The organism is Nostoc sp. DedQUE08 (genome assembly GCF_034530895.1).
GTDB lineage: Bacteria > Cyanobacteriota > Cyanobacteriia > Cyanobacteriales > Nostocaceae > Nostoc.
The window spans coordinates 1-14,192 of sequence record NZ_JAVRCD010000039.1 but is presented as its reverse complement, the minus strand read 5'-3'; the positions used below and the strand labels follow the sequence as shown (position 1 = coordinate 14,192).

General features: G+C 43.7%; 21 protein-coding genes. 19 read left to right on the top strand and 2 right to left on the bottom strand.

Annotation, left to right across the window (positions count from 1 at the left end):
- Positions 1–15: 15 nt before the first annotated feature.
- The 17 genes from rplF (at position 16) to prfA (ending at position 11,002) form a co-directional block, all read left to right on the top strand.
- On the top strand, positions 16–564 hold the full coding sequence (gene rplF / locus RMY64_RS23390) for a 50S ribosomal protein L6 (RefSeq protein ID WP_322672228.1): 549 nt from the start codon (positions 16–18) through the stop codon (positions 562–564).
- A gap of 2 nt (positions 565–566) precedes the next feature.
- Positions 567–929 (top strand): 50S ribosomal protein L18, encoded by a 363-nt coding sequence (gene rplR, locus RMY64_RS23385; RefSeq protein ID WP_322679497.1) that lies wholly within the window; start codon positions 567–569, stop codon positions 927–929.
- 93 nt (positions 930–1,022) lie between these two features.
- Complete coding sequence (gene rpsE / locus RMY64_RS23380) at positions 1,023–1,550, top strand: 30S ribosomal protein S5 (protein WP_322672230.1); 528 nt, start codon at positions 1,023–1,025, stop codon at positions 1,548–1,550.
- 102 nt (positions 1,551–1,652) lie between these two features.
- The gene (gene rplO, locus RMY64_RS23375; RefSeq protein WP_322684762.1) at positions 1,653–2,096 is read left to right on the top strand and encodes a 50S ribosomal protein L15; all 444 of its coding nucleotides are present in this window, start codon (positions 1,653–1,655) and stop codon (positions 2,094–2,096) included.
- Between the two features lie 74 nt (positions 2,097–2,170).
- Positions 2,171–3,481, top strand: a complete 1,311-nt coding sequence (gene secY / locus RMY64_RS23370; protein ID WP_104906409.1) for a preprotein translocase subunit SecY — start codon at positions 2,171–2,173, stop codon at positions 3,479–3,481.
- A gap of 2 nt (positions 3,482–3,483) precedes the next feature.
- Positions 3,484–4,038, top strand: a complete 555-nt coding sequence (locus RMY64_RS23365; RefSeq protein ID WP_322684761.1) for an adenylate kinase — start codon at positions 3,484–3,486, stop codon at positions 4,036–4,038.
- Between the two features lie 234 nt (positions 4,039–4,272).
- Complete coding sequence (gene infA / locus RMY64_RS23360) at positions 4,273–4,497, top strand: translation initiation factor IF-1 (RefSeq protein WP_006276978.1); 225 nt, start codon at positions 4,273–4,275, stop codon at positions 4,495–4,497.
- A 117-nt stretch (positions 4,498–4,614) separates the two neighbouring features.
- On the top strand, positions 4,615–4,728 hold the full coding sequence (gene rpmJ / locus RMY64_RS23355; RefSeq protein WP_015129703.1) for a 50S ribosomal protein L36: 114 nt from the start codon (positions 4,615–4,617) through the stop codon (positions 4,726–4,728).
- 115 nt (positions 4,729–4,843) lie between these two features.
- Positions 4,844–5,224: a 30S ribosomal protein S13 gene (gene rpsM / locus RMY64_RS23350; RefSeq protein ID WP_104906411.1), complete on the top strand. Its 381-nt coding sequence runs from the start codon at positions 4,844–4,846 to the stop codon at positions 5,222–5,224.
- A 54-nt stretch (positions 5,225–5,278) separates the two neighbouring features.
- On the top strand, positions 5,279–5,674 hold the full coding sequence (gene rpsK / locus RMY64_RS23345; RefSeq protein ID WP_069070761.1) for a 30S ribosomal protein S11: 396 nt from the start codon (positions 5,279–5,281) through the stop codon (positions 5,672–5,674).
- A gap of 402 nt (positions 5,675–6,076) precedes the next feature.
- Positions 6,077–7,024: a DNA-directed RNA polymerase subunit alpha gene (locus RMY64_RS23340; protein ID WP_322672233.1), complete on the top strand. Its 948-nt coding sequence runs from the start codon at positions 6,077–6,079 to the stop codon at positions 7,022–7,024.
- 32 nt (positions 7,025–7,056) lie between these two features.
- Complete coding sequence (gene rplQ / locus RMY64_RS23335) at positions 7,057–7,407, top strand: 50S ribosomal protein L17 (protein WP_100901254.1); 351 nt, start codon at positions 7,057–7,059, stop codon at positions 7,405–7,407.
- 112 nt (positions 7,408–7,519) lie between these two features.
- Positions 7,520–8,368, top strand: coding sequence for a tRNA pseudouridine(38-40) synthase TruA (gene truA / locus RMY64_RS23330; protein WP_322701291.1), 849 nt, complete (start codon positions 7,520–7,522; stop codon positions 8,366–8,368).
- A gap of 135 nt (positions 8,369–8,503) precedes the next feature.
- The gene (gene rplM / locus RMY64_RS23325) at positions 8,504–8,959 is read left to right on the top strand and encodes a 50S ribosomal protein L13 (RefSeq protein ID WP_322672303.1); all 456 of its coding nucleotides are present in this window, start codon (positions 8,504–8,506) and stop codon (positions 8,957–8,959) included.
- Complete coding sequence (gene rpsI / locus RMY64_RS23320; protein ID WP_104906415.1) at positions 8,959–9,375, top strand: 30S ribosomal protein S9; 417 nt, start codon at positions 8,959–8,961, stop codon at positions 9,373–9,375. The genes rplM and rpsI overlap by 1 nt, the downstream gene beginning before the upstream one ends.
- A 183-nt stretch (positions 9,376–9,558) precedes the next feature.
- Complete coding sequence (gene rpmE / locus RMY64_RS23315; protein ID WP_109011936.1) at positions 9,559–9,801, top strand: 50S ribosomal protein L31; 243 nt, start codon at positions 9,559–9,561, stop codon at positions 9,799–9,801.
- A gap of 103 nt (positions 9,802–9,904) precedes the next feature.
- On the top strand, positions 9,905–11,002 hold the full coding sequence (gene prfA / locus RMY64_RS23310; protein ID WP_322672234.1) for a peptide chain release factor 1: 1,098 nt from the start codon (positions 9,905–9,907) through the stop codon (positions 11,000–11,002).
- 9 nt (positions 11,003–11,011) lie between these two features.
- On the opposite strand, the gene RMY64_RS23305 is transcribed toward prfA, so the two are convergent.
- Entirely contained in the window at positions 11,012–11,458 is a 447-nt protein-coding gene (locus RMY64_RS23305; protein ID WP_322672235.1) for a hypothetical protein, read from the bottom strand.
- 240 nt (positions 11,459–11,698) lie between these two features.
- On the opposite strand from RMY64_RS23305, the gene RMY64_RS23300 reads away from it, so the two are divergent.
- On the top strand, positions 11,699–12,061 hold the full coding sequence (locus RMY64_RS23300) for a helix-turn-helix domain-containing protein (RefSeq protein ID WP_094328443.1): 363 nt from the start codon (positions 11,699–11,701) through the stop codon (positions 12,059–12,061).
- A gap of 203 nt (positions 12,062–12,264) precedes the next feature.
- Positions 12,265–12,723, top strand: a complete 459-nt coding sequence (locus RMY64_RS23295) for a DUF29 domain-containing protein (protein ID WP_322672236.1) — start codon at positions 12,265–12,267, stop codon at positions 12,721–12,723.
- Between the two features lie 478 nt (positions 12,724–13,201).
- Here the strand turns inward: RMY64_RS23295 and RMY64_RS23290 are convergent, their stop codons facing one another.
- Positions 13,202–14,020: a DUF6745 domain-containing protein gene (locus tag RMY64_RS23290; RefSeq protein WP_322672237.1), complete on the bottom strand. Its 819-nt coding sequence runs from the start codon at positions 14,018–14,020 to the stop codon at positions 13,202–13,204.
- Positions 14,021–14,192 lie beyond the last annotated feature (172 nt).

The window sequence follows — 14,192 nt, the reverse complement described above, 5'->3', positions numbered from 1 at the left end:
AAAGGACAAAAAGTCATGTCACGTATTGGTAAACGTCCAATTACTATTCCCGCCAAAGTTCAAGTGGCGATCGATGGTACGAATATTGTGGTGAAAGGCCCGAAAGGAGAACTTTCTCGCACTCTCAGAGATAATGTCTCACTCTCTCAAGAGGGGGAAATATTACACGTAAATCGTCGGGATGAAACTCGGATATCAAAGCAATTGCACGGCTTGAGCCGCACTTTAGTTGCCAACATGGTCGAGGGAGTTTCCCAAGGTTTTCAGCGCCGTTTGGAAATTCAAGGTGTGGGTTATAGGGCACAAATTCAAGGGCGTAACCTAGTTTTGAATATGGGTTACAGCCATCAGGTGCAAATTGAACCACCAGATGGAATTCAGTTTGCCGTAGAAGGTACCACTAATGTCATTGTTAGCGGCTATGACAAAGAAATCGTCGGTAACACAGCCGCCAAAATTCGTGCTGTTCGTCCACCAGAACCTTACAAAGGTAAAGGCATCCGCTATGCCGGTGAAGTGGTCAGACGCAAAGCTGGTAAGACTGGTAAGGGTGGTAAGAAGTAGAAATGAAACTTACTCGTAGAGAATCAAAAAACCGTCGTCATCGACGCGTTCGTGGCAAAGTTGTTGGCTCCCCAGAACGTCCGCGTTTATCCGTATTTCGTTCTAATGAGCATATTTATGCCCAGGTAATTGATGATACTCAACATCAAACCATCGTGGCCGCATCGACTGTAGAACCAGAGTTGAAATCTAGTTTAGCGTCATGTGCAAACCGCGATGCATCGGTACAAGTTGGTAAGTTGATTGCAGTGCGATCGCTAGAAAAAGGCATCACCAAAGTAGTCTTTGATCGTGGTGGTAACTTATATCATGGTCGTGTCAAAGCACTAGCTGATGCAGCACGCGAAGCTGGTTTAGATTTCTAAAGTCATTGGTCATTAGTCATTAGTTATTGGACAAATGACAAAGGACAAATGACAAATGACAACTGACAAATGACGTTCACCAGAGCATAGATTATGGCAACAGAGCGTAAAAGTAGAACAAAGCGTGCCAAAAAAGAAGAAACCACTTGGCAAGAGCGGGTTATCCAAATCCGCCGCGTAAGTAAAGTGGTCAAAGGTGGTAAAAAACTCAGCTTCCGAGCGATCGTTGTCGTTGGTAACGAACGCGGTCAAGTTGGAGTCGGAGTAGGCAAAGCTTCAGATGTAATTGGCGCAGTTAAAAAAGGCGTAGCTGACGGCAAAAAACACCTCATTGATATCCCAATTACTAAATCCAACTCCATCCCCCATCCCATTAATGGTGTCGGTGGCGGTGCAAAAGTGATTATGCGTCCAGCCGCACCTGGTACTGGGGTAATTGCTGGTGGTGCTGTGCGGACTGTGTTGGAATTGGCAGGAGTTCGTAACATCTTAGCCAAGCAACTTGGTTCCAACAATCCGCTCAATAATGCTAGAGCAGCAGTCAATGCTTTATCTACATTGCGGACTCTTTCTGAAGTCGCGGAAGATCGCGGTATTCCTATTGAAAGTCTCTACATTTAATTAGTCATTTGTCCTTAGTCAGTTGTCCTTTGTTCTGAACAAATGACCAACTACAAATGACAAATGACAAATGAGAAACGACAAATGAGAACTTGATAACTTATGAGACTCCATGATGTTAAGCCGCAAAAAGGCTCAAAGAAACGTAAGCGCCGTGTAGCTAGAGGTATTTCTGCTGGTCAAGGTGCTAGTGCAGGTCTAGGTATGCGTGGTCAAAAATCTCGTTCTGGTAGCGGGACTCGACCAGGTTTTGAAGGTGGTCAACAGCCATTGTACCGCCGCCTACCTAAACTGAAGGGCTTTCCGATTGTTAATCAGAGGATTTACACTACGATTAATGTAGAGAAGCTAGCCTCTCTTCCCGCGAATACGGAAGTAACTTTGACCTCATTGAAAGCCGCAGGTATCCTGACTGCTGTCAAAGGGCCATTGAAAATTTTAGGTAACGGGGAATTGAGCATTCCGCTCAAGGTACAAGCGGCAGCTTTCACAGGTTCAGCTCGTAGCAAAATTGAGGCAGCTGGTGGTAGTTGTGAAGTCTTATGAGTGAGCCAGAACAGCGCACTTAAATGCAAGCCAACTCGCTGCCAGTGCTTGGTTCACTATAAAGGTAGCACTCTATGATCAGTCGAGATAAAGCCCCAACGGCTCAAGAAACTTTTATGCAGATGGCGCAGGCAGCTGGTCTCAGAGGTAGGCTGCTTGTCACCGTCGGTATTTTAATTTTGGTTCGCCTGGGTATTTTCTTACCCGTTCCAGGGATTGATAGACCAAGATTTGCCGAAGCCATATCGGGCAGTAATTCCATATTTGGCTTATTGGATATATTTTCCGGGCGAGGACTTTCGACTTTGGGAGTCTTTGCTTTAGGAATTTTGCCCTTCATTAATGCGTCTATTATCATCCAATTGCTTACTGCGGCGATTCCATCTTTAGAAAATTTACAGAAAAATGAAGGCGAAGCAGGTCGGCGAAAAATATCGCAAATTACCCGCTATGTCACTGTAGGTTGGGCAATTCTTCAAAGTACAGCTTTTTCGGCATTATTCCTCCAGCAATTCGCCTTAAAGCCAGGGCCAATCTTTGTCGCTGAAACTGCGATCGCTCTGACTGCTGGTTCTATGTTCGTCATGTGGGCATCAGAACTAATTACAGAACGGGGTATTGGAAACGGGGCATCTTTGTTGATTTTTGTCAACATTGTTGCGTCATTACCAAAAGCTTTAGGCGATACCATCGACTTGGTGCAAGTCGGCGGTCGGGAAGCAGTGGGTCGCGTAATCGTCCTGATCTTAGTTTTCCTCGCAACAATTGTTGGTATTGTGATTGTTCAGGAAGGAATGCGCCGCATCCCAATTATTTCGGCTCGTCGCCAAGTAGGTCGGAGAGTTTTAGCCGAGCAGCGTAGCTATTTGCCACTGCGGCTAAATCAAGGCGGTGTGATGCCAATTATTTTTGCTGCTGCCATCCTCAGTTTGCCACTGCTGATCGCCAATTTTACTAAAAATGCCGATTTGGCGAATATAGTTAACACTTATTTGAGTCCAAGCGGTTCTAGCTCTTGGGTCTATGCCTTGGTCTACATGATTTCCATTGTTTTCTTCAGCTACTTCTATTCTTCGTTGATTCTCAACCCAGTAGATGTAGCACAGAACTTGAAGAAAATGGGTTCTAGTATTCCTGGAATTCGTCCCGGCAAGGCAACTAGCGAGTATATCGAACGCGTGTCCAACCGACTAACTTTTTTGGGTGCGATCTTTTTGGGCTTCGTCGCTATTATCCCCACAGCCGTGGAAAGCGCTTTGAATGTAAAAACTTTCCGGGGCATCGGTGCGACATCTTTGTTGATTTTAGTTGGTGTGGCAATTGAGACAGCCAAACAAGTCCAAACTTATGTCATCTCTCAGCGCTATGAAGGAATGGTGAAATAATAGTGACGCGATTAATCTTCTTGGGACCACCTGGAGCGGGTAAAGGAACACAAGCTCAAACTTTGGCTGAACACTTGAATATCCCCCATATTTCTACTGGTGAAATATTAAGACAAGCCATGAAAGAGCAGACTCCTTTAGGAATAAAAGCTCAAAGCTATGTTGATAGCGGCGAATTAGTACCTGACCAGCTAGTGCAGGACTTGGTACAGGAACGCCTCGATCGACCAGATGCCAAAAATGGTTGGATTCTTGATGGCTTTCCCCGAAAAGTGACCCAAGCAGCTTTTTTGGAGAAGTTACTCGAAGCAATATATCAAGGTGGCGAAAAGGTAGTCAATTTAGATGCACCAGATGAAATTGTCATCGCGCGTTTGCTAGCTAGAGGACGAAAAGATGATACTGAAGAAGTGATTCGTCGTCGTTTAGAAGTGTACCGCGCGGAAACTGCACCTTTAATTGATTATTATGGCGATCGCAAAAAACTCCTAACAGTCAATGGCAATCAGTCCCAAGAAGATGTCACTAATGAACTACAAAAGGTAATCGCTTCCTGAAAAAGAAAGGGCGAGGGCATGAGGGAGACAAGGAAGTATGGGAGGAGCTACCTACAGTAATTCTTTCCCAATGCCCAATGCACCATGCCCCATGCGCCATGCCCTTCTACAAAAAAAAGATCAATTTTAGCTAAGATATATTAATAAACTGTTGATATATTTCTTAAAATGTGTTTCTTTGCAGATGAAGCGCTGCAACTGAACACGAAATTGTTGAGTTGAGGAAAAAACAAATTGTCTAAGCAAGATTTGATTGAAATGGAAGGCACGGTTACAGAGTCCTTGCCCAATGCGATGTTTCGCGTTGACTTGGACAATGGTTTTAATGTGCTAGCACACATTTCCGGCAAGATTCGCCGAAATTATATCAAGATTTTGCCCGGCGATCGCGTCAAGGTAGAGTTAACCCCCTACGACTTGACCAAAGGCAGAATCACCTATCGACTACGAAAGAAGTAACTATATGTAGAGAATTATACCATAAAACCATTTTTTTGACTGTTTCTTAGTCATTTAACTGGATTAATTTTCCTAAAAATGCTATAATTTTATATTTGGAGTCAAAAAATAAAAGGCATGAAAGTTAGAGCCTCTGTCAAGAAAATTTGTGAAAAATGTAACGTGATCAAACGTCGTGGTCGCGTTATGGTGATTTGCGTGAACCCCAAGCACAAACAACGTCAAGGATAACGCTCTTACCAATAGAGCTAGTTGCAGGACGCATATCATCATTAAAACGAAAAGACGCGATTAATCACGTTTTTCCAACCAACAGTAATTGCGAGAACAATAGGGAGAGTTCATTGTGGCACGTATTGCCGGAGTAGACCTTCCACGCGATAAGCGCGTCGAGATCGGTCTGACTTACATCTATGGAATTGGTTTATCACGTTCTCAAGAAATTATAGCGGCTACTGGTGTGAACCCAGACACTCGCGTTAAGGACTTAAGTGATGCCGATGTGACAGCCCTACGAGGGGAAATAGAAACCAACTATCAAGTTGAAGGCGACTTGCGGCGCTTGGAGTCTTTGAACATCAAGCGCTTAGTTGACATTGGTACCTACAGAGGTCGTCGTCATCGTATGGGCTTACCAGTCAGAGGACAAAGAACTCGCACCAATGCCAGAACCCGTAGAGGCAGAAGGCAGACAGTGGCCGGGAAGAAAAAGGCTCCAGGGAAATAATTTTGCAACGCTTGCTAATGCGAGCAAGTTTTACCTTAAATCAACTAAACAAGTATGGCGAGACAACCAACTAAAAAAACCGGGAGCAAGAAGCAGAAACGGAATGTACCCAGTGGAATGGCATACATCCAGTCTACTTTCAACAATAGCATTGTCACCATTACCGATCAAAATGGAGATGTCATATCCTGGGCTAGCGCTGGTTCTAGCGGTTTTAAGGGAGCAAAAAAGGGAACTCCCTTTGCAGCGCAAACCGCAGCTGAAAGTGCAGCTCGCCGAGCTATCGATCAAGGAATGCGCCAAATAGAGGTAATGGTCAGTGGTCCAGGAGCAGGTAGAGAAACCGCTATTCGGGCACTTCAAGGAGCAGGACTGGAAATTACACTGATTCGGGATATTACCCCGATTCCTCACAATGGTTGTCGTCCACCCAAGCGCCGTCGAGTTTAAATACCAAGACTTGGGCTGGGCAGTGAGGACGAAAAGTTACAGCCAGCAATGACCGCTTGAGCGTCTAACGTTCAAACTGTCATTGAGTTAAAGGTTGGGCGACCAGAAGCACGTCAGATTTTCCCGTCAGGAAAGCTGTTAAACTTCGGGCTACCCAAAATATTATTAATCAATTTTGGATTTTAGGTTTGCGATTTTAGATTGAACCCGACTATAAGGGTGCTGGGCCTCGTGGATTTTAAGTTGATGATTTAAGATTTGTTCCGCCAATAATTAAGAGGTGGAGCATGAACGAAAGAAGCACAATCCAAAATCCAAAGTCCAAAATCGAAAATTGGCAGTCAATTCTGGAGGCAATTGATTTGTCTGCTAGCAGCACCTTAGAAAAAGGGAGGCTCATCCGTGGCGCAGTTTCAAATTGAATGTGTAGAGTCGAATACCGAAGAAAGTCGGAACCATTACAGCAAATTTGTATTGGAACCTCTAGAACGCGGTCAAGGAACAACTGTTGGCAACGCACTGCGGCGGGTTTTACTGTCTAATTTAGAAGGTACAGCAGTTACAGCAGTGCGGATTGCGGGCGTTTCACATGAGTTCGCCACAGTTCCGGGCGTGCGGGAAGATGTGCTGGAAATCCTCATGAGAATGAAGGAAGTTATCCTGAAAAACTATTCTTCGCAGCCTCAGATTGGGAGATTACTCGTTACCGGTCCAACAACAATCACTGCGGCGCATTTTGATTTGCCTAGTGAAGTAGAAATCATCGATCCTACCCAGTATGTAGCCACCATCGCTGAGGGTGGAAAGCTGGAAATGGAATTTCGGATCGAGAAAGGCAAAGGCTATCGCACTGTAGAGCGAGGACGTGAAGAAGCCACATCGTTGGATTTTCTTCAAATCGACTCGATATTTATGCCAGTGCGAAAAGTCAACTACAGTGTTGAAGAATCTCGTGGGGAAGGCTTGATTCCAAAAGACCGACTACTGTTGGAAGTTTGGACAAATGGCAGTGTTTCTCCTCAAGAAGCACTATCTTCTGCTGCTGCGATCTTGGTAGATTTATTCAACCCGTTGAAGGACATCTCCCTAGAACCAACAGACACAGGTTCGGATATTCCAGACGACCCAACTGCCCAGATACCCATCGAAGAGTTGCAACTTTCTGTGCGGGCATATAACTGTCTCAAACGAGCACAAGTTAACTCTGTGGCAGATTTGTTGGATTATACCCAAGAAGACCTCTTAGAAATTAAGAACTTTGGGCAGAAGTCAGCAGAAGAAGTCGTGGAAGCTTTGCAGCGACGCTTGGGCATCACCCTGCCAATGGAAAGAGGCTCTAAACACCCTTAAGAAAAACCGTTCATAATTCATAGTGCATAATTATGCGTCACCGTTGTCGCGTCAAAAAACTCAGTAAACCAGCCGATCAACGCCGTGCTTTACTGCGATCGCTCGCCACCGAGCTGATCCGTCATGGTAAGATCACCACCACTTTAATTAGAGCGAAAGTTCTCCGCAGTGAAGTGGAAAAAATGATTACCCTAGCTAAAAATGGCTCCTTGGCGGCACGCCGTGAAGCCCTTGGCTATATCTTCGACAAACAACTGGTTCACGCTCTATTTGAGCAAGCTCCTACTCGATATGGCGATCGCCAGGGCGGTTATACCCGCATCCTGCATACCGTACCGCGTCGGGGCGATAATGCAAAAATGGCAATAATTGAATTGGTTTAAGTCATTAGTCATTCGTCATTAGTCATTGATCACTTGTACTGAGCGAAGTCGAAGTATTAGTGAATAACAAAGGACAACTGACAAAAGACAAATGACAAAGGACAAAATCTGTATGTTAGAAAGCCACCAGCCGACACAAACTCATCGAGTAGCCTTGGTAATCCAATACCTGGGCACTCATTTTCATGGCTGGCAAAGGCAAAAACAACACCGGACAGTCCAAGAAGAGATCGAAATTGCGATCGCGACTATTCTTGGGCATCATGTAACACTACATGGGGCTGGGCGAACCGATTCAGGAGTTCACGCTGCTGCTCAAGTAGCCCATTTTGAAGCAACAGGTTTTATTCCGCCTCACAAGTGGGCAACAATCCTCAACAGCTACCTGCCGCCAGATATATTAATCAGGGCTTCAGCTAGTGTCGATAACCGTTGGCACGCTCGCTTTAGTGCAGCCTATCGACGGTATCGCTACACAATATATACTGAAGATCGGCTTAACTTGTTTGTAAGACCCTTCAGTTGGCATTATTATTATGCACCCCTGGATGAATCTTTAATCCAAGCTGCCTTGAAACCTCTCTTGGGAAAGCATCACTTAGCTGCTTTCCACCGTGCAGGCTCAAAGCGATCGCATTCCTGGGTAGAGGTGCAAGCAGCAGAGTGTCGTCGCAATGGGCCATTTATCCATATTGAAATACAGGCAGATGGATTTTTGTATGGCATGGTACGGCTGTTGGTAGGGATGCTGGTACAAGTAGGTTCTGGAGAACGAACACTTTCTAGCTTCACCGAACTCTGGAAACAAGAACGTCGGGAAGAAGTGAAATATGCCGCACCGCCTCAAGGCTTGTGCTTGTTGCGAGTCGGCTATCCCGATTTTCCCTTTCCAAAAGAGATTTGGTACGACACCTTGCCAAAGTTCGTCACTAGTCAAGAGTCATTAGTCATTGGTCATTAGTCATTGGTCATTAGTCATTGGTCATTAGTGAATAACTAAGGACAACTGACAAAGGGCAAAGGACAAATAACAAATGACAAAGGACAAATGACTAATGACAAATTAAAAATGACAAAGGACAAATGACAAATGACAATAGTTAAAACATACCTTCCTTCTCAAGCAACCCTTGAGCGTGAGTGGTACATAGTAGATGCCACCGATAAACGTCTCGGTCGCCTCGCCAGCGAAATCGCTCAGGTATTAAGAGGCAAAAAGAAACCCGAATATACGCCTCATTTAGATACAGGTGACTTCGTAATCGTCATCAATGCCGAGAAAGTAGCAGTTACAGGCAAAAAGCGCACTCAAAAGCTTTACCGCCGCCATTCTGGTCGCCCCGGTGGGATGAAAACCGAAACTTTCGCTAAACTGCAAGAGCGCATACCAGAGCGGATTTTAGAACAAGCTGTTAAAGGTATGCTACCTAAAAATAGCCTCGGTAAGCAGTTGTTCACCAAGCTGAAAGTTTACGCTGGGCCTACGCATCCCCATGATGCTCAAAAACCTAAAGAACTAAAAGTTAGTACAATTCCTGGAGAAGAAAATTAATGGTAGTAGCAGATGCTAATAGCGGTCGCGCCGTATACTGGGGTACTGGCCGTCGTAAGAACGCAGTAGCACGGGTACGCTTGGTTCCAGGCACCGGTCAACTGATTGTGAACGGTAAAGATGGAACCTTGTATTTCCAATTCAACCCCAACTACCTGGGAGTGATTAAAGCACCCCTGGAAACTCTAGGATTAGAAAACGAATATGACATTTTGGTAAAAGCAGAAGGCGGCGGCTTGACCGGACAGGCTGATTCTGTTCGCTTGGGAGTTGCTCGTGCTTTGTGCCAACTAGACCCAGACAACCGCCCACCTTTGAAAACCGAAGGTTATTTGACTCGCGATCCCAGAGCAAAAGAGCGGAAGAAATATGGTTTACATAAAGCTCGGAAAGCGCCTCAGTACTCTAAGCGATAAGCGATTGGGGACTGGGTACTGGGTATTGGAGATTAGGTATTGAGAATTGAGTATTGTGAAAAGTCCGTTGTTTATTTACATCTTTCCCAGTCCCCAATCCCTAGTCCCCAGTCCCTAATCCCTAGCTCCAATTGAAACCTGAAAGTTATAATTGATAAAGATAGATTCATCACAAAAGGAACAATGGCTAAAGCTGATATTCACCCCAAGTGGTATCCAGATGCTAAAGTTTACTGCAACGGTCAAGTCGTTATGACTATTGGCTCTACAAAGCCAGAATTGCATGTAGATGTTTGGTCTGGAAATCACCCATTTTACACCGGCACTCAGAAGATTATTGACACTGAAGGTCGAGTAGAGCGCTTCCTCCGCAAGTACGGTATGAGCAGCACTCAAACATCTGGCGACGATCAAAACAAAAAGTAGCGGGTTGGCTCTGCTGTTAACGACGGCCCTGCATCAGCTGGGTCGATTTTCATTTATATGCTCGAGCCAATTTGTTATTTTTTAAGGAGCGATCGCAATCGTCATGGCTGAATCATACTTACTGGACAAACTAAAATCCGTTGAACAAACTTTTAATGAATTAACACGTCGTCTTGGCGACCCCGATACCGCTAGCAATCCTGATGAGTATCAAGAAATTGCTAAGTCTCGTTCTTCTTTGGAAGAGGTCGTTAATACTTATGAAATTTGGAAAACAGCCCAAGAAGATTTAATCGGAGCGCGTCAGGTTTACAAAGAATCTGCAAGTGACCCAGAGTTGCAAGAAATGGCATCACTGGAAGTCAAAGAACTTGAAGAGAAAATAGAACATTTAGAGTCTCGCTTGAAAGTCTTACTGTTACCACGCGACCCCAATGATGAAAAGAATATCATGTTGGAAATTCGCGCTGGTACTGGTGGCGATGAAGCAAGTATTTGGGCTGGCGATTTGATGCAGATGTACACCCGCTATGCCCAGACTCAAGGTTGGAAAGTTTCTCTAGTGAGCGAATCTCGCGGAGAAATGGGTGGCTGGAAAGAGGTCATTCTCGAAATTAAAGGTAATGATGTTTACAGCCAGCTAAAGTTTGAAGCTGGAGTGCATCGCGTGCAGCGCGTGCCGGCAACTGAGTCTGGTGGACGGGTTCATACTTCTACAGCTACCGTGGCGATTATGCCAGAGGTCGATGATGTGGAAATTCACATTGACCCGAAAGATATTGAAATGACCACAGCTCGTTCTGGTGGTGCTGGTGGACAAAACGTCAACAAGGTGGAAACAGCCGTTGACTTGATGCACAAACCAACGGGAATACGCATTTTCTGTACAGAAGAACGCAGCCAGTTGCAAAACAAAGAACGGGCGATGCAAATTCTGCGGGCGAAGTTGTATGAAATCAAGTTAAGCGAACAACAAGAAGCTGTTACTTCCATGCGGCGATCGCAGGTTGGTACTGGATCGCGATCGGAAAAAATTCGCACCTATAATTATAAAGATAACCGCGCTACCGATCACCGCTTAGGTCAGAATTATTCTCTTAACCCTGTTTTGGATGGTGATTTAGAAACGCTTATCCAATCTTGTATATCTCTAGACCAACAAGAACGTCTCGCGGAGTTAGCGACTTCTGCCGCTAACTAATTTTTGCTATTAAGATTCCTGTAAAACCACTTGTTGTACTGTTGCTTTTAACACACACAGGTGGTTTTCTAGTATCGTGTGGAGTGCATCTTCCATTTCACTGGGATAATGGTAATAGGCAAATTCGTACTTCATGACGTAATTTAGCTTTGCCCATTCCTTCAGGGTTTGACAGGTATAAATTAACTTTTGGGCTTCTTCTTGCCAACGTGCAAAAATCCGGTAGCTAAAAAAGCTGCTGCATATATTGCCTTTTGCATCCCAATAAGAAATACACACTTGATGCTTCAAAAGGTGGATTTTTTTGATTTGCTTAACATCGTAGCCTTTAACTTTTAAAGCTTCTTTGGTTTCTGCCTCAGAAATGTTCCACTGTTCTGGTTTAATTTTATTAGTGGCTATAAGATTTTTACCTTTGCGGCGATATTGGTTAATTTTGCGTGGCTTGCGAAACATGATGCACCTTCGATATTATTTCTTCGCAGCAAAGTCTAGCTACTAGCACAACTGCCGTAGCAAACTAAGTTTTTTGGGTTGATTAAAGATAGATGGGTTAGTCTACTAGCTTGATGACTGTAGTTGCCGATTTACAACCAAAGATATAGTTTAGTACTAAAACACAAGGCTGTCAATATAAAAGTAAACTTGTAATATTGAAAGTAGACTTGTAAATACAGTTGGCTAGCTATATAAGCAGTGAAGATCGAAAGCAAACAAAAACTGATTGAAATCATTAAACTAGCTCGCGGTTCAATGAGTCAGCGAGCATTTGGTAAGCTTTTGGGGGTATCTGCTACTGCTGTTCAGATGTGGGAAAAAGGTGTGAAGGTTCCAGATACAGAAAATTTGGCTCGAATCGCATCGAAAGCAGGCTACACAATGGAAGAGTTAATTAGCTGCATTGATGGCAAGCCAATTCCAGAAACCTCAGATTTGAGTCTGATTCTTAGACAAATCCAGCACATGCCTTTGGCCCAAGTGGCTCAAATTGTCCAAGCTGCGGCGGAGAGATTGGCGGCTGTGGCTGAAGCATCCGGGGATGAGGCGAAGGCTAGTTGAATATTTGTTCAGAATTGAATTGAAATCATTAAAATATAACGTTTCTCGTTTGTATGCAGTATACTCTGACCTCTCTCCAAACCTCTCTCCTAAAAGGAGAGAGGCTTTGAATTTTACTCCCCAACGCTAGTAGGGAAGGGGCTGGGGGTTAGGTCTGTATTAGACTGAACCCAGAAGCGCTATAGCTCTCGTTTCTTAACTCTATGGACAAACCTTTTTTGTATGACCAAGACTTCTATGGCTGGACACAGCAGCAGGCTAAAGCGTTAGAGCAGAGGCTAGTTATGGAACTGGACTGGCAACACCTGCAAGAGGAAATTCAAGCTTTAGGGAGACAGGAGTATCGGGAACTCGTGAGCCGTCTGAGTGTATTACTCGGTCATCTCTTGAAGTGGGAGTATCAACCCGAACAACGCTCTCGCAGTTGGTTTTTAACAATTCGAGAACAGCGCCGCGCCATCCATAGGCATTTACGACAGAACCCCAGTTTAAAGTCTCGAACAGAAGAAGCCTTGTTAGATGGCTTTGAAGCGGGAGTCGATTTGGCGCTACGAGAAACTAACTTACCATTACGAACTTTTCCAGAGCATTGCCCCTATTTATTTGATGATGCGATCGCAGACAATTTTCTGTGCGATACTCGTCAAGAATGGGAAGGATAATTCCTACCATTTTTCTAACGCTCATTTGTTATTTAGAGACACGTTATCCCTTGATCTAACAGATGATGCCCAATATTTGTAAGTAAGTAGGTGGGCTGAATTAAAGCTGAATTAAATATATAAATAGATTGACATGAAAACGTTGTACTGATTGAAAAGCTACTAAAAGTTAATTGCACACACCTACTTAGTCAAACTTCCTCAATTTGGAAAAGGAACATTGCGAAACTCAATATTGTTCCCCCGATTATTAAACTTTGGACAAAAAATAAGTGTTAGCGTAAATTTTGGGTGAATAAAAAACTAGGCATCATAAATTACCGCAGTTATTTTACAAACTGAGTTAAATTCTTAAAGCCTAAGAAAATTTACGCTGCTTTTTGTTTATTGGTGTTGATTTTGACAGTTTCTTGACAACGGGATGCTTAGTTCGTTGGGTTTGAGCCTGACCTTTGACGACAAGACAGAGTAAATAACTTTAGGGAAAACAAATTGAATCAACTTTACCGTGATGAGCGTATAAACCGAAACCATCAGCAAACTGAATTGCAGTTTCTCCATCAGCATGGAGTTTGCCGTAATTATCAAGCAGTAATTTTGTAGGTCTATCACAAATTATGTAATGTATAGGCATTGGTATAAACCACCAACCACACTCAGTACATAAATCTTTGTAAACCTGCCATTGCTCCTGGTTATGCTGGCAACCTAGTTCATTGATGCAATAGTCGAATAGTCCAGCGTAGCTTGCCCATTCAGAATTAGGATAAATAAAGTTATCGTAAAAACGACCAAAAGCATCAGGACAGTCTTTCAACTCACTACTTAACCTTTCGCAAAGCCAATCCCATAAAACATTCCATAATTGCGTATGAATTCTACTACCTACTTTATCCGTAAGATTTTCATCTAAAACTTTCCAAATTTCTAGACTGATTTGAGGATTCAGTCCGCTTGGATATAATTCCGTATTTAAATCCCACCATAAATGAGTTCTTGGTTTACCTTCGCCACAAATAGTTTGTAAGCTAGCTACCTGATTAATAATTTCATCATCACTAAGACCGTTGAAGTTAGCTGTTGCAAGTCTTAACTCAGCACTAAAAGCAGCATACGGACTCTCAAAAAAAGTGATTTCAGGCATTGTAAAACTTTCAGCATAAAAATTGTATACATCTTCTAGTACAGCCAATACTCTATTGCGATTTATACGCTCTATAGATAAATTAATCGCTCTCCATTTTTGCTGATAAGATGCGATGGATTCTTCTTGTTGAGATGTCAGTTTTGTAATCATCGATAATTATTTTGTAGAACACAATCGCTTGGAACCTTGGTAATGAGCGAGGCGATCGCATCGCTAATTTTGGCTGAGTTAAAGGTTCTGGTAGAAATACGTAATGGCTGTACAAACTAAGAGCTGATTCGTAAAGTAAATATTAAGCAGCTAATCGCCTAACCATGAGACG

Bases quoted from the DNA above. Each gene is read 5' to 3' on its own strand.
- rplF (WP_322672228.1), top strand. From the start codon at position 16: ATGTCACGTATTGGTAAACGTCCAATTACTATTCCCGCCAAAGTTCAA.
- rplR (WP_322679497.1), top strand. From the start codon at position 567: ATGAAACTTACTCGTAGAGAATCAAAAAACCGTCGTCATCGACGCGTT.
- rpsE (WP_322672230.1), top strand. From the start codon at position 1,023: ATGGCAACAGAGCGTAAAAGTAGAACAAAGCGTGCCAAAAAAGAAGAA.
- rplO (WP_322684762.1), top strand. From the start codon at position 1,653: ATGAGACTCCATGATGTTAAGCCGCAAAAAGGCTCAAAGAAACGTAAG.
- secY (WP_104906409.1), top strand. From the start codon at position 2,171: ATGATCAGTCGAGATAAAGCCCCAACGGCTCAAGAAACTTTTATGCAG.
- rpmJ (WP_015129703.1), top strand. From the start codon at position 4,615: ATGAAAGTTAGAGCCTCTGTCAAGAAAATTTGTGAAAAATGTAACGTG.
- rpsK (WP_069070761.1), top strand. From the start codon at position 5,279: ATGGCGAGACAACCAACTAAAAAAACCGGGAGCAAGAAGCAGAAACGG.
- rplQ (WP_100901254.1), top strand. From the start codon at position 7,057: ATGCGTCACCGTTGTCGCGTCAAAAAACTCAGTAAACCAGCCGATCAA.
- truA (WP_322701291.1), top strand. From the start codon at position 7,520: ATGTTAGAAAGCCACCAGCCGACACAAACTCATCGAGTAGCCTTGGTA.
- rpsI (WP_104906415.1), top strand. From the start codon at position 8,959: ATGGTAGTAGCAGATGCTAATAGCGGTCGCGCCGTATACTGGGGTACT.
- rpmE (WP_109011936.1), top strand. From the start codon at position 9,559: ATGGCTAAAGCTGATATTCACCCCAAGTGGTATCCAGATGCTAAAGTT.
- prfA (WP_322672234.1), top strand. From the start codon at position 9,905: ATGGCTGAATCATACTTACTGGACAAACTAAAATCCGTTGAACAAACT.
- RMY64_RS23305 (WP_322672235.1), bottom strand. From the start codon at position 11,458: ATGTTTCGCAAGCCACGCAAAATTAACCAATATCGCCGCAAAGGTAAA.
- RMY64_RS23295 (WP_322672236.1), top strand. From the start codon at position 12,265: ATGGACAAACCTTTTTTGTATGACCAAGACTTCTATGGCTGGACACAG.
- RMY64_RS23290 (WP_322672237.1), bottom strand. From the start codon at position 14,020: ATGATTACAAAACTGACATCTCAACAAGAAGAATCCATCGCATCTTAT.